Consider the following 13,719-nt stretch of genomic DNA (forward strand, 5'->3'; position numbering starts at 1 on the left):
AGCGACTGTTTAGCAAAAACACAGGTCTGTGCGAAGCCGCAAGGCGAAGTATACGGGCTGACGCCTGCCCGGTGCTGGAAGGTTAAGGGGAGTGGTTAGCCGCAAGGCGAAGCTATGAACCGAAGCCCCAGTAAACGGCGGCCGTAACTATAACGGTCCTAAGGTAGCGAAATTCCTTGTCAGGTAAATTCTGACCCGCACGAATGGCGTAACGACTTGGGCGCTGTCTCAACGAGAGATCCGGTGAAATTTTAATACCTGTGAAGATGCAGGTTACCCGCGACAAGACGGAAAGACCCCATGGAGCTTTACTGCAGCTTGATATTGGACTTTGGTACGGTCTGTACAGGATAGGTGGGAGCCTGCGAAGCCGGTGCGCCAGCATCGGTGGAGGCATCGTTGGGATACCACCCTGATCGTATCGGAGTTCTAACCTAGGACCGTCATCCGGTTCGGGGACAGTGTCAGGTGGGCAGTTTGACTGGGGCGGTCGCCTCCTAAAGAGTAACGGAGGCGCCCCAAGGTTCCCTCAGAATGGTTGGAAATCATTCGAAGAGTGCAAAGGCAGAAGGGAGCTTGACTGCGAGACCTACAAGTCGAGCAGGGACGAAAGTCGGGCTTAGTGATCCGGTGGTACCGCATGGAAGGGCCATCGCTCAACGGATAAAAGCTACCCTGGGGATAACAGGCTTATCTCCCCCAAGAGTCCACATCGACGGGGAGGTTTGGCACCTCGATGTCGGCTCATCGCATCCTGGGGCTGAAGTAGGTCCCAAGGGTTGGGCTGTTCGCCCATTAAAGCGGTACGCGAGCTGGGTTCAGAACGTCGTGAGACAGTTCGGTCCCTATCTGTCGCGGGCGTAGGAAATTTGAGAGGAGCTGTCCTTAGTACGAGAGGACCGGGATGGACGTACCGCTGGTGTACCAGTTGTCTCGCCAGAGGCATGGCTGGGTAGCTACGTACGGAAGGGATAAGCGCTGAAAGCATCTAAGCGTGAAGCCCCCCTCAAGATGAGATTTCCCAATTAGTAAGACCCCTTGAAGACGACGAGGTAGATAGGTTCGGGGTGGAAGCACAGCAATGTGTGGAGCTGACGAATACTAATCGGTCGAGGGCTTATCCTAATAATAATGATTCTAGAGCAAATGAAACTTTCGCGTTCAGTTTTCAAGGCGCAATCCTTGAATATCTGTTTGGTGACGATAGCGGAGGGGTTCCACGCGTACCCATCCCGAACACGACCGTTAAGCCCTCCAGCGCCGATGGTACTTGGACCGCAGGGTCCTGGGAGAGTAGGACGTTGCCAAGCAGAGAAACCACTGACATTATGTTAGTGGTTTTTTTGCCTTGTCCACAACTTATCCCCATACTTTGTGGACTTGTGAGTAAGTTCGATTGTTGGCATCATCTTTTGGAAATCATCCACAGGTGAATAAGTCAGCAGATCAGTTGCGAACGCGCTTTGTTTTCCTTGTTTTCATTCACACATTCCTCCACAAATGTTTATAACCTATGGGTAAGTTGAGTGTCGTCCACATTTTCATTCATGTATGCTCTAAGGGTGGAAATTAATTGATTTTATTGTATGATCGGATGTGCAATTAATAAGCTTTGTTATATCCACATGTTAATAAGTTTTCACAACGATACCAACAGCATTATCTTTCAGCATTGTAAGGCAAGCGAAAGTTAATTCGATGGGACAGATTCCTTCTTTTTCATACAATAGCAGTAGAGAAAGGAGGTCGAGTCTGATGAGAAGCATCAAACGAGGATATACTATTCATGCATCGGTTCTGATTCCGCTGCGCGCGAAGGCTGCACACACGTTCTCCGAACGGAAGCAGCATCCAGAACAGGAATGCGCCGCAACAGAACATCGACCTGAATCCAAGGAAATAATCGCCTATAAATCGCGGTCCATTCGGTGGAAGCGTTGGGTTATATATAGTTTGTTAATCACTCTTATTGCCCCGGTGTTGGTTTGGGCCGGGATGGCTGCCATTGCTCCGGTATGGATGGACCAAGAGAAGCTGGCTGCATTCCGTCAGGAGATTGAACGGGGTGCCGTTACGGTGCAGGGACAGCATCGGGTCCACATTGCGGAAATGCCCGTTTATGTATCGGGTGCGCTGCTCGCAATTGAGGACCATCGATATCGTCTGCATCCTGGCATCGATCCGATCGGAGTGGCACGTTCGATATGGATTAATGCGACGAGGCAAAAAAAAGTTCAGGGCGGCAGTACCATTACGATGCAGCTGGCACGGAACCTGTTTTTAACGCATGACAAGACGTATTCCCGTAAGCTGAAGGAAATGGCAATCGCGGCGAACTTGGAATGGAATTTCAGCAAGCAGGATATTTTGGAAATGTATTTCAATAAAGTATATTTCGGCCATGGACGTTATGGCATTGAAGATGCGGCACGTTTTTATTTCGGAAAAACGACGGTTACGGACGGTGGGCTGCCGACGATTAATGTGGCGGAAGCGGCGATGCTGGTTGGGTTGCTCAAAGCTCCGGAACATTATTCCCCGGCTAAAAATATGGACCTTGCCGTCAAGCGGCAGCGAGTCGTTCTCAAGCGAATGGCCGATCTGGATATGATTACGGAAGCGGAGCGGCAACAGGCGTTGAAGACGGAGATTAACGTAGTTGCAAATAAAAAATAACAAATGGCACACGATTCGGGCAATGACCTGGTTCGTGTGTTTTTCTTTTCTGTTGCAGGATACATATCGTCTAATGATGCCTAGCTGCATTCTCCCCTTAACTCAGTGAGGATTGAGATGAAAATAGTAGGGCGGGGCATTTTGAATATTTGAATGCTCGTATTCTGAACAAGTGGGAGAGTGTTACTAAGGAACTAGCGCAAGGTTTTGGAGCACGGAACCTAGTCGAGTCATTCTTTATGGATATGGGCGCATCGTAGTATAATGGAGACAAGAGAGGAGGCATGTCTGCCGGATGAAGGAATGGACGCTTGTCGTATTTATTTATTTGCTTATCGTCAATATAGTTGGCTATCAGATGATGGTAATCGATAAGAAACGGGCGGTTAGGCAGCGTTACCGCATTCCTGAGCGCAAGCTGTTCTTGACGGCATGGCTCGGCGGAGCACTGGGGGTGCTCACGGGAATGTACAATAAACGCCACAAGACGCAGCATGCCGCGTTTACCGCTGGCATCCCGTTTATTTTGCTCATTAACATATTTGTGTTTGGTTTCATATTGCTGCGTTTTGGTTAAAAATAGGTCAAGAGTAAGATGTTATGGTATGATTGTTATATAGCGGTGACTAATAGAGAGAGTGGTGATAGGTATGGTATTTCAACGCATCTTAGTAGCTTATGACAGTTCAGAACCTTCCCGCAAGGCGTTAGAGCATGCGATTAGCATTGCGGAAAATAACGCGGCGACGCATTTGCGCGTAGTGCACGTGTTTCAATTCCCGCAGTATTTCGTAGGCACGGCATATGCAACAGCCTCGGCCGAGACGAATGAAGAGCTCTATGAATATGCGGAACGCATTCAGCAGGAGGCCGAGCAGAAGACGGCTTTGCTCGGAGAACGTGCGGAAGTCGCGCTGCTGCAGGGGCCTCCGGGACAGTCGATTGTCGCCGAAGCGGAAGATCATAAGTGCGACCTGATCATCATCGGCAGCCGCGGCTTGAGCGGTTTGAAGGAATTTGTTCTGGGCAGCGTCAGCCACCACGTGGTGCAGCATGCGAAAGTACCGGTTCTCGTCATGAAATAAAGCATCTCTCTACAGACCGGCAATGGGCGGATACCGCATCATTGCCGGTTTTTTGCTGCCATGCAAATCGTTATTATCAAAAACCGAACAATTATAATGACTAAGTAAATATCATTCGTTTTTAATGGTTGACATCCGCAGCGGCGCCTTGTTAAACTTAAGTTGCACTGATAATTGGCGAATGTTGATTCGCACTACTAACCGAATAATGATTCTCGTATAATTCTGGGAATATGGCCGGAAGTTTCTACCCAAAGACCGTAAATTTTTGGACTACGAGAATGACGAACATACGGTAGCTTTATTTAGGTTCGCCTTCTGTCTTCATGGAAGGACAGGAAGTGCGGACTGCATGTCATAGATGGTCTGCCGACCGTTGTTTGCTCATTTCTCATATTGACCAACCGATCACCGTTCAGGGGAGACAACTGCTTCCACTGAATTTTTTTGTTTATTTGGATAGGAAAGCATGGAACTTGGCGAAAGCGGGTGGATTACGTGGAGAACGTGACGAACAAGGAACAACAACGCCTGCCGTTAGTGGGCGTCATTATGGGCAGTACTTCCGATTGGGAGACGATGAAGCTGGCGTGCCAGGTGCTTGCCGAGCTGGGCGTGCCATTCGAGAGCCGCGTCGTCTCGGCGCACCGGACGCCGGATGAGATGTTCCGCTATGCGGAGACGGCGGTGGAGCGCGGATTGCGCGTCATTATCGCGGGAGCTGGCGGCGCGGCGCATCTGCCCGGCATGGTGGCGGCGAAGACGGTGCTGCCGGTCATCGGCGTGCCGGTGAAGTCGTCCCATCTAAGCGGGATGGACTCGTTGCTGTCCATCGTGCAGATGCCAGCCGGCGTGCCGGTAGCGACCGTAGCGATTGGACCGGCGGGAGCGACGAACGCCGGGCTGTTGGCCGTGCAGATGCTTGGCATGCACGATGAGGCTGTGCGCGCCCGCTTGGAGGCGCGCCGGGAAGCGGTGCGGCAGCAGGTGCAGGCCACGGGGGCGCTCGAATGAGGGCGCCTGTGGACGGCTGCACGCTGCCGGAAGAGCGCAGCTCGCGCGCCGATGCGCCGGTGCTGGCACCCGGCGCGACTGTCGGCGTGCTCGGCGGTGGCCAGCTGGGGCGCATGCTGGCGCTTGACGGCGTCCGCATGGGCTACCGCTTCGTCGCGCTTGAGCCTGCGCCGGATGCGCCTTGCCGCGACGTGGCGGCGATCATCGCTGCCGACTATGGCGACGAAGAAGCGGCGCACCGCCTGGCGGCACATTCCGACGTCATCACGTATGAGTTCGAGAACGTGTCTGCCGAAGCGGTCGAGCGGCTGGAGCGCGAAGCGTATGTGCCGCAAGGAAGCCGCCTGCTGCGCCTGACGCAGCATCGCCTGCGCGAGAAGGAAGCGCTCAGCGCCGCGGGCGTCCCGGTCGCGCCATACGCGGCCGTCGCGTCCGCCGCAGAGGTGCGCCAGCGCTTGGCCGCCTTCGGGGGCATGGGCGTGCTGAAGACCGCCACCGGCGGCTACGACGGCAAAGGCCAACGCATCCTCCGCCATGAGGATGAGGCAGAGGATGCTTACAATGCCCTCGCTGCGCTAACGCCCAATCTCATATTGGAAGCGTTCATTCCGTTCGTTCACGAGCTATCCGTCATCGCGGCTCGCAGTCCGCGAGGTGAAATCGCCACCTTCCCGGTGGCCGAAAATATCCACCGCCATCACATCTTGCATCTATCGATCGTGCCTGCGCGCATTCCCGCTGCCGTACAGGCGGAGGCGGAGCGACTGGCACGGCGCATCGCCGAAGCGCTTGATGTCGTCGGTCTTATCGCCGTGGAAATGTTCCACACTGCAGATGGCCGCCTTATCGTTAATGAGTTGGCTCCGCGCCCGCACAATTCGGGGCATTATACGATGGATGCGTGCCGGACATCCCAGTTCGAGCAGCACCTGCGGGCGATATGCAACCTGCCGCTCGGGGATACTGCACTGCAATCGCCAGTCGTCATGGCGAATCTGCTCGGCGATCACGCCGCAGACATGGTACAATGGTTCCGTGCCGATGATCCGGCCGCGAAGCGATACGGTGTTACGCCGAAGCTTCATTGGTACGGGAAGTCGGAAGCGAAGCTGAAGCGGAAAATGGGGCATATTAACATTTTAGCGCCTACCATCGACGCTGCGCTTGAATGGATGAAAGAAACGAACATGTGGAGGAACGCAGACAATGATTGAACGGTACTCACGCCCGGAGATGCGGGCCATTTGGACGGAAGAGAACAAATTTAAAGCCTGGCTTGAAGTCGAACTGTGCGCTTGCGAAGCATGGGCGGAGCTTGGTGTCATTCCGAAGGAAGATACGGTGGAGCTGCGCGCGAAGGCAAGCTTCGACATCGATCGGATTATTGAAATCGAGGCGGAAACCCGCCATGACGTAATCGCCTTCACCCGTGCGGTCTCGGAGACACTCGGGCCGGAACGGAAATGGGTGCATTATGGTTTAACGTCAACCGACGTGGTAGATACCGCGCTTGGATACTTGATGAAGCAGGCGAATGAGATTATTGAGCAGGACCTGCTCCGTTTCATTGAAATCCTGAAGAACAAGGCGCTTGAATACAAAGATACGCCAATGATGGGCCGCACCCACGGCGTGCATGCGGAGCCGACGACGTTCGGCCTCAAGATGGCGCTTTGGTATGCGGAAATGCAGCGCAACCTGGAACGGTTCCGCCAAGCGGCGGACGGCGTCCAGTACGGCAAAATTTCCGGAGCGGTCGGCACTTACGCGAACATTGACCCGTCCGTAGAGAAATTCGTCTGCGAGAAGCTCGGCACGAAGCCGGCTCCGATTTCCACACAGACGCTGCAGCGCGACCGCCATGCCGAATATATGGCTACGCTGGCGCTGATCGCGACTTCGCTTGATAAGTTTGCGACCGAAGTTCGCGCCCTGCAGAAGAGTGAATTCCGCGAAGTGGAGGAAGCGTTCGCGAAAGGCCAGAAGGGTTCATCCGCGATGCCGCATAAACGCAATCCAATCGGCAGCGAGAACATTTCCGGCTTGTCACGCGTTATGCGCGGCTACATGCTCTCCGCTTACGAGAACGTGCCGTTGTGGCATGAGCGCGATATTTCGCACAGCTCGGTAGAGCGCATCATTTTGCCGGATGCGACGATGCTGATGAACTACATGCTGAACCGCTTCATGAACATCGTGAAAAATTTGACGGTGTTCCCGGAAAATATGAAACGAAACATGCAGCGCACGTTCGGCGTGCCATTCTCCGGCCGTGTCATGACGAAGCTCATCGATCATGGCTGGAGCCGCGAGCAAGCATATGACACGGTACAGCCACGCGCCATGCAGGCATGGGAAGAGCAGCGGAGCTTCCGCGATATTATTGAGAGCACGCCGGAGATTACGTCCGTGCTGAGCGCGGACGAGATTGCAGATGCGTTCAACCCGACGTGGCATTTGAAGCACGTGGATACGATTTTCAAGCAAGTGGGATTGATGGAATAGAAGGGTAAGGCCGCTTTTGATTCGCATCATGCTTGGGGGAGGCTGTTAACGTGTCAACCGTAGCGATATCATCCGCAGCAGATTTGGTGAAAGCGCCGCTTGTGTACAAGGGGAAGGTGCGCGAGCTGTATGATTTGGGGGAACATTTCCTCATCGTGGTGACGGACCGTATTTCGGCGTTCGACTATGTGCTGGACCCGGCTGTTCCTGAGAAAGGCAGCGTGCTGAACCGTTTGAGCGCATTTTGGTTCGAAGAGACGAAGCCGCTTATTGGCAATCACGTCGTGCATACCGATGTGGAACGGCTTGGCGGGATTGTCACGGACAAGGAACTGCTGCGCGACCGCATCATGGTGACGAAGAAGGCGGAGCGCATCGATATTGAGTGCGTCGTGCGCGGCTACATTACCGGCGGAGGCTGGCGCCAATACAAGCAGACGCAGGCCGTGAACGGTATCGGGCTGCCTGCCGGACTGCGGAAGAACGAGCGCTTTCCTGCGCCGCTGTTCACGCCAGCGGCGAAGAACGACGTCGGCCATGATGAAGATATTTCATTCGCGCGCATGCAGGAACTGGTTGGGACGGAGCTGGCGGACAAGCTGCGCGACAAAAGCATCATGCTATATGAGCATGCCCGCGCATATTGCGAGGAGCGGGGCATCATTCTGGCAGATTGCAAATTCGAGTTCGGCCTCGTTGACGGCAAGCCAATCCTGATCGATGAAATTTTCACGCCGGATTGCTCCCGTTTTTGGGCGAAGGAAAACTATGCGCTCGATATTGAAATCGACAGCATGGATAAGGAGCCTGTGCGCACCTATTTGGCGCATTCGGACTGGGATCAGAACAGCAAGCCAGATCCGCTGCCGCAGCACGTCGTTGACGAGACGACGCGCCGGTATGTGGACATTTGGATAAGATTGACGAACTAGGGCATTAGGGGAGCTAGCCGCACGGGTAGCGCGAAGCAGGGACCCATAGAAGCATCGCACGGCATGAGCCGAGCGATGCTTTTTTTGTGTTAACAAATACAAATTGACTTCTTGCTCAACTAGTGATAAATTAATTCATACTAAGTTTATAGGAATTTACTAATTTAAATCATGCTAAGGATAGTGATAGAGATGAGAGGCCAACTGATTGACGAGTTAGGAGAGCAATATGATCAAATCGTTGCTTGGCGCAGGCATTTGCATCAGCATCCCGAACTTTCGTTTCAAGAAACGAATACGGCAAAGTTTATTGCCGAGCAGCTCGCAAGTTTCGGAATCGAAGTGAAAGCGGGTGTAGGAGGAGGCGGTGTTATCGGATATTTGCGCGGCAAGCAAGCGGGACCGGCGATTGCATTCCGTGCCGATTTCGATGCGCTTCCGATTCACGAGGAGAACGATGTTCCTTACAAATCGTCCGTCGATGGAGTTATGCATGCTTGCGGACATGACGGGCATACGTCCACGCTGCTTGGTGTGGCCAAAGTGCTGAGCGGCTATCGGGAGCAGCTTCATGGAACACTCGTATTTATCTTTCAGCATGCCGAAGAGAAACCGCCTGGCGGCGCTAAATTGATGATCGAAGACGGCGCTCTAGACGGAGTGGACTATATATACGGAGCTCACTTGTCGAGCGAGATCCCGCTCGGACAGATTGGATTGCGGGAAGGGGCCTTCATGGCAGCGGCCGATGCTTTTGCCATTACGATTCAGGGCAAGGGCGGGCACGGCGCCAAGCCGCATCAGACCGTGGACGCGCTTGTTATCGGCAGTCAGGCCGTGCAAGCCTTGCAGCACATTGTGGCCCGCCGCGTGAATCCGCTTCACTCTGCTGTCGTGACAGTCGGTGTCTTTCAAGCCGGCAATGCTTTTAATGTCATTGCGGATAAAGCGCGAATGGAGGGAACGGTACGCACGTTCGATCAGGCCGTCCGCGGGCAAATCGAAGCGGATATCCGCACGATAACGAAAGGCATCAGCGAAGCGAACGGCGCAGGCCACGACGTTGCGTATACGTACGGTTATCCCGCGCTCATCAATCCGCACGCGGAGACGGCGCAGCTTCGCGACATCATTGCGAACCTGTTGGGCAACGATGTTTTCTATGATCAACAACCGTCTATGGGGGCTGAGGATTTCGCTTACTATCTGCAACACAAGCCAGGGGCTTTTTTTAACGTAGGTTCTAAAAATGAGAGTCCAGATACGGCATATCCGCACCATCATCCGCGTTTTGATATCGATGAGCAGGCTTTGCTCGTTGCAGGCAATATATTTGTAGCGCTGGCAGCTCATTATTTACTTAAATGAGGTAGGTATTATGATTGAATTGCAAAATGTGCACAAAGTGTACGCAGGCAAAGAAAAAAGTGTGGCAGCATTGAAGGAAATCAATCTTAAAGTTGAACCAGGGGACATTTTCGGCGTCATCGGATTTAGCGGAGCGGGCAAAAGCACGCTTATCCGCACGATAAACTTTTTGGAAAGGCCCTCTTCCGGGCATGTAATCGTTGATAATAAAGAGTTGGGCAGTTTAACAAGCAAGCAGCTGCGTGAAGCCAGAAAACGAATTGGCATGATATTTCAAAATTTTAATTTGTTGGATTCGAAGACGGTTTTCAAAAATGTTGCCATTCCTCTTATATTGAACGGCACGGACAAAGCTCAAATTACGCAAAGGGTACATGAGCTGCTGACGTTTGTTGGACTGGAAGACAAGGCTCACAGTTATCCAAGCGAGCTCTCAGGGGGGCAAAAGCAGCGTGTGGGCATAGCTCGCGCTCTGGCGACCAACCCGTCGGTTCTCTTATGTGACGAAGCCACATCGGCGCTTGATCCGCAAACAACGGCATCCATCCTGCAATTGCTGGAACGCATTAATCGTCAATATAACATTACCATTTTAATCATTACTCATGAAATGCAAGTCATTAAAAACATTTGCAATCGTGTAGCTGTAATGGAAAACGGGAAAATCATCGAACAAGGAAATGTGCTGGATGTGTTTGGCAACCCGCAGGCAGAGACAACGAAAAATTTTGTCAGCACTGTTATTCATGATGAGGCGCCGCCATCTATTTTAGACAGTATCCGTAACGCACAGGGGGATAGCCGCTTTTTCAAGCTCAAATTTATTGGGAATAGCGCGCAGAAGTCATTGTTATTCGATATTGCCAAAAAATTTGATGTGCAAGTCGAAATTTTATTTGCTACCGCCACAGAAATGCAAGGCACGATGCTCAACAACTTTATGATTGAACTGAGCGGCGCGGAGCCAGAGGTTGAACAAGCCTATCATTTTATGACGAAGCAGCATATTACGGTAGAAGAAGTGATGAAATATGAATAACGCAATTACTAGTGATCAAGTCATTCAGGCCATACAAGAGACGCTGCAAATGGTAAGCATTTCGTTGCTTGTCGGAGCGCTTATCGGGATTCCGCTAGGGCTGCTGCTAGTTCTTACACGCAAAGGCGGAATTTTAAAAAATAGCGCCATTTTTTCCGTTTTAAATAACGTAATCAATATTGTACGCTCGTTGCCGTTCATTATATTGCTGGTAGCGATCGTCCCTTTCACGAAATTCATTGTCGGAACATCGATTGGAACTAGTGCCGCGATTGTGCCTTTAATCGTCTATATCGCTCCTTATATAGCCAGACTTGTTGAAAATTCAGTGTTGGAAGTGGACCAAGGCATTATCGAAGCGGCAGAAGCTATGGGAGCGACACCGCTGCAGATCATTTGGCATTTTATTTTGCCTGAAGCTTTGAGTTCCTTAATCTTATCTTTAACGACTGCGACCATCGGCTTAATCGGCGCTACCGCTATGGCGGGCACGGTCGGTGGCGGCGGAATTGGCGATCTGGCCATCAGTTATGGTTATGAACGTTTTAACACGGCAGTCATTGTGATTACGGTCATTATTCTCATTATTTTAGTGCAGGGCATTCAAACTTTGGGCAATGTGTTGGCTCGTAAAATACGAAGACAATAAGTTGGGACCATCATAGAGCGGGATATAAAAGAGGAGCCGGAAGGGGAGAATATATAAATGAAAAAAGGATTTAAGGGGCTGATGACGGGGGTGCTTGCGGTCAGCGTGCTCGCGCTTGCGGCTTGCGGAAATTCCAATGAACAAGCGATTGACAGTGACAAGAAAACATTGCGGGTCGCTGTTTCGGCTGGTCCTTACAATGAATTATTCGATGCCGCGGTCAAGCCGATTCTCGAGAAACAAGGCTATACGATTAAAGGGGTGAATTTCTCGAATATGCTGCAAGCGGAAGTTGCCATAACCGAGAATGCGATCGATTTTAATGTGTCACAGCATACTGCCTACGTGAATGCGTTCAACAAAGAAAAAAACGCGCAGCTCGTTCCGATTGTCCATATCCCAACTGTTCCGGCAGGCATTTTTTCTAATCGGTTCACATCGATACAAGACGTTAAACCAGGGGCTAAAATTGCGATACCGCAGGATCCTTCTAATGCGGCGCGCGCTTTTGCATTGTTGCAGAAGGCAGGTTGGATCAAATTGAAAGAAGGCATCGATCCGACGCTTGCGACGAAAAACGATGTGATTGAGAATAAACAAAATCTCGATATTACGATGATGGATTCTTCGCAGATCCCGCGGGCGATGGATGATATTGATTTTGCCGTCTTGCCTGGAAGTATCGTATACGCGGCGAGTATTGATGCCTCCAAATCTTTGCTGGCTGAAGACGTCGTTGCCGATCTGGAGCTGAACGTAGTCGTTAATAAAGGCAACGAAACGAGTAAATGGGCCAAAGATATTGTGGCTGCCTATAAATCCGATGAATTTAAGCAGTATATGAACGAGCATAATAAAGATAACTATTGGTTCATCCCTGACGAACTGAAATAAATAAGTTGAGATTGCAGCCTTGTTCCAATGTTTGATTGGAACAAGGTTGTTTTTTTGAGGACATCCCCCAAGGAAGAAAGGATTTTGGATAACCAAATTGTTGGTTGACAGAGAAGAGGGAGAGCATTTATGATTACGATGCAAGCGTTTTCAATTGATTCATCCAAGGGATATATCCCATAATGGTATTATCCCCTTTAAGTAGACACTCAAAAAAAACCTTGTGCTATCATGAGGAACAAGAGTGAACTTGGAGGGGATTTTTCTATGGCTAGAAAGGGACAAGTGTTTCAACAGTATACCGAAGAATTCAAACTAGCAGCAGTCAAAGCGTATTTAGAAGGGAAGTCCAGCTATAAAACGGTAGCGGAAAAGTTAGAAATCAGAAACTGTACCCAATTAAAAGTATGGGTAAGGAAGTGGCAGCATGGAGAAGCGTTCGATATCCGTAAAGGGGTATCGAATCCTCTTAAGGGACGTCCGCGTACAGCCTTTGACACTGTGGAACAAGAACGGGATTATTTGAAAGCACAGGTCGATTACTTAAAAAAGCGGTATCCAAATCTGGTAAAGGAGGCACGCTCCGTTCGCAGGATAACTACCAAGTGATTGAAGAGCTGCGTGATCTCTATGATGTTACGCGTTTGTTAGCCATTGCGGGGGTACCTAGGGCTAGTTATTACAAGTGGCGAGCGACACGGTCATTAAGGGCCGAAAGACAAACAAGGGATCACGAGATCAAGGAGCACATGATGGCTATTCACTTTGCGCACCCCTATTTTGGATATCCTCGTATGATGACAGCTTTATGGGAGGCTGGTTATCGTATTAACCATAAAAAAGTATGGCGGCTTATGAAGGAATTATCTATCCAGTCCGTCATTCGCAAGAAACGAAAGCGTTCTAGTTCTACGCCTTCCGTCGTGTATCCTAACCGATTGAAGCGTCAATTCCATGCTGTAGGTCCGCAGCAGAAGCTAGTCACCGATATTACGTATATCTCCGACGGCACACGCTTTTATTACCTGTCGGCGATACAAGATCTGTTCAACAATGAAATTGTGGCTTGGCAATTATCCGAGCGAAACGACGTAAAGCTGGTGCTGGATACGATTGAGCAGTGGACACGAAAAAGAGACGTTTCGGAAGCCGTGCTCCATTCGGATCAGGGCTTCCAGTACACGTCTCAGGCCTACAACTCACGATTGGAAGCATTCAGCGTCAAAGGCAGCCACTCTCGCAAAGCAACCTGCCTGGATAACGCCTGCATCGAATCCTTCTTTTCGCATCTCAAAACAGAGAAGTTGTATCTTCACCAGTGTACGTCAGAAGCTGAGATTCTTCAAGCTGTAGAAGAGTATATCTACTTTTATAATTATCAGCGCTTTCAAGCCAAACTCAAACAGCGCGCGCCAATTGAGTATCGGCACGCGCTGGCTGCATAGCTTTTTTCATCTGTCTACTTGACAGGGGTATGACCATAACGGAAAGAAAGCGGCAGTTTTTTATTCCGTTTTTTTCTCTCATTTATGCAAACGTTTGCAGAGATTGAGGAGA

Annotated in this window: 12 protein-coding genes, 2 rRNA genes and 1 riboswitch (1 of these 15 cut by a window edge); all 14 genes read left to right on the forward strand. The window is 50.9% G+C overall.

Features of this window, described 5'->3' with window-relative positions; all coding sequences use genetic code 11:
* Positions 1 to 1,125, forward strand: a 23S ribosomal RNA gene (locus JSQ80_RS14530); it begins 1,802 nt to the left of the window's first position.
* Positions 1,126 to 1,193: 68 nt separating this feature from the next.
* Positions 1,194 to 1,310: ribosomal RNA gene (gene rrf / locus JSQ80_RS14535) — 5S ribosomal RNA — on the forward strand.
* 445 nt (positions 1,311 to 1,755) lie between these two features.
* Entirely contained in the window at positions 1,756 to 2,676 is a 921-nt protein-coding gene (locus JSQ80_RS14540; protein WP_206095776.1) for a transglycosylase domain-containing protein, read from the forward strand.
* Between the two features lie 295 nt (positions 2,677 to 2,971).
* On the forward strand, positions 2,972 to 3,253 hold the full coding sequence (locus tag JSQ80_RS14545; RefSeq protein ID WP_206095777.1) for a DUF1294 domain-containing protein: 282 nt from the start codon (positions 2,972 to 2,974) through the stop codon (positions 3,251 to 3,253).
* Between the two features lie 73 nt (positions 3,254 to 3,326).
* Complete coding sequence (locus tag JSQ80_RS14550) at positions 3,327 to 3,761, forward strand: universal stress protein (RefSeq protein ID WP_087432041.1); 435 nt, start codon at positions 3,327 to 3,329, stop codon at positions 3,759 to 3,761.
* 195 nt (positions 3,762 to 3,956) lie between these two features.
* Positions 3,957 to 4,057: riboswitch (purine riboswitch) on the forward strand.
* A 256-nt stretch (positions 4,058 to 4,313) separates the two neighbouring features.
* Complete coding sequence (gene purE, locus JSQ80_RS14555; RefSeq protein WP_087432070.1) at positions 4,314 to 4,775, forward strand: 5-(carboxyamino)imidazole ribonucleotide mutase; 462 nt, start codon at positions 4,314 to 4,316, stop codon at positions 4,773 to 4,775.
* Positions 4,772 to 5,989, forward strand: coding sequence for a 5-(carboxyamino)imidazole ribonucleotide synthase (purK, locus tag JSQ80_RS14560; protein ID WP_206095778.1), 1,218 nt, complete (start codon positions 4,772 to 4,774; stop codon positions 5,987 to 5,989). Before purE ends, purK begins: the two co-directional genes overlap by 4 nt.
* Entirely contained in the window at positions 5,982 to 7,280 is a 1,299-nt protein-coding gene (purB, locus tag JSQ80_RS14565; protein ID WP_206095779.1) for an adenylosuccinate lyase, read from the forward strand. Before purK ends, purB begins: the two co-directional genes overlap by 8 nt.
* 50 nt (positions 7,281 to 7,330) lie before the next feature.
* Positions 7,331 to 8,212, forward strand: coding sequence for a phosphoribosylaminoimidazolesuccinocarboxamide synthase (locus tag JSQ80_RS14570; protein WP_206095780.1), 882 nt, complete (start codon positions 7,331 to 7,333; stop codon positions 8,210 to 8,212).
* Positions 8,213 to 8,404: 192 nt separating this feature from the next.
* On the forward strand, positions 8,405 to 9,580 hold the full coding sequence (locus JSQ80_RS14575) for an amidohydrolase (RefSeq protein WP_206095781.1): 1,176 nt from the start codon (positions 8,405 to 8,407) through the stop codon (positions 9,578 to 9,580).
* Between the two features lie 10 nt (positions 9,581 to 9,590).
* A complete protein-coding gene (locus JSQ80_RS14580; RefSeq protein ID WP_206095782.1) occupies positions 9,591 to 10,619 on the forward strand; it encodes a methionine ABC transporter ATP-binding protein in 1,029 nt (342 codons plus the stop codon).
* Positions 10,612 to 11,268: a methionine ABC transporter permease gene (locus JSQ80_RS14585; RefSeq protein ID WP_087432047.1), complete on the forward strand. Its 657-nt coding sequence runs from the start codon at positions 10,612 to 10,614 to the stop codon at positions 11,266 to 11,268. The genes JSQ80_RS14580 and JSQ80_RS14585 overlap by 8 nt, the downstream gene beginning before the upstream one ends.
* Positions 11,269 to 11,325: 57 nt before the next feature.
* A complete protein-coding gene (locus tag JSQ80_RS14590) occupies positions 11,326 to 12,162 on the forward strand; it encodes a MetQ/NlpA family ABC transporter substrate-binding protein (protein ID WP_206095783.1) in 837 nt (278 codons plus the stop codon).
* Positions 12,163 to 12,429: 267 nt separating this feature from the next.
* Positions 12,430 to 13,607, forward strand: a protein-coding gene (locus JSQ80_RS14595) for an IS3 family transposase (RefSeq protein ID WP_206095731.1) whose coding sequence is annotated in 2 segments (ribosomal slippage) — positions 12,430 to 12,718 and positions 12,718 to 13,607 — 1,179 coding nt in all. Because the reading frame shifts where the segments join, the coding sequence is not laid out codon by codon here.
* Positions 13,608 to 13,719 lie beyond the last annotated feature (112 nt).

Source organism: Paenibacillus apiarius, from assembly GCF_017052585.1.
GTDB classification, from domain to species: domain Bacteria; phylum Bacillota; class Bacilli; order Paenibacillales; family Paenibacillaceae; genus Paenibacillus_B; species Paenibacillus_B apiarius.

Excerpts from the sequence above, each read along its gene's own strand:
- JSQ80_RS14585 (WP_087432047.1), top strand. The coding sequence starts at position 10,612 with ATGAATAACGCAATTACTAGTGATCAAGTCATTCAGGCCATACAAGAG.
- JSQ80_RS14545 (WP_206095777.1), top strand. The coding sequence starts at position 2,972 with ATGAAGGAATGGACGCTTGTCGTATTTATTTATTTGCTTATCGTCAAT.
- JSQ80_RS14540 (WP_206095776.1), top strand. The coding sequence starts at position 1,756 with ATGAGAAGCATCAAACGAGGATATACTATTCATGCATCGGTTCTGATT.
- JSQ80_RS14580 (WP_206095782.1), top strand. The coding sequence starts at position 9,591 with ATGATTGAATTGCAAAATGTGCACAAAGTGTACGCAGGCAAAGAAAAA.
- JSQ80_RS14550 (WP_087432041.1), top strand. The coding sequence starts at position 3,327 with ATGGTATTTCAACGCATCTTAGTAGCTTATGACAGTTCAGAACCTTCC.
- purK (WP_206095778.1), top strand. The coding sequence starts at position 4,772 with ATGAGGGCGCCTGTGGACGGCTGCACGCTGCCGGAAGAGCGCAGCTCG.
- JSQ80_RS14590 (WP_206095783.1), top strand. The coding sequence starts at position 11,326 with ATGAAAAAAGGATTTAAGGGGCTGATGACGGGGGTGCTTGCGGTCAGC.
- purB (WP_206095779.1), top strand. The coding sequence starts at position 5,982 with ATGATTGAACGGTACTCACGCCCGGAGATGCGGGCCATTTGGACGGAA.
- purE (WP_087432070.1), top strand. The coding sequence starts at position 4,314 with ATGGGCAGTACTTCCGATTGGGAGACGATGAAGCTGGCGTGCCAGGTG.
- JSQ80_RS14575 (WP_206095781.1), top strand. The coding sequence starts at position 8,405 with ATGAGAGGCCAACTGATTGACGAGTTAGGAGAGCAATATGATCAAATC.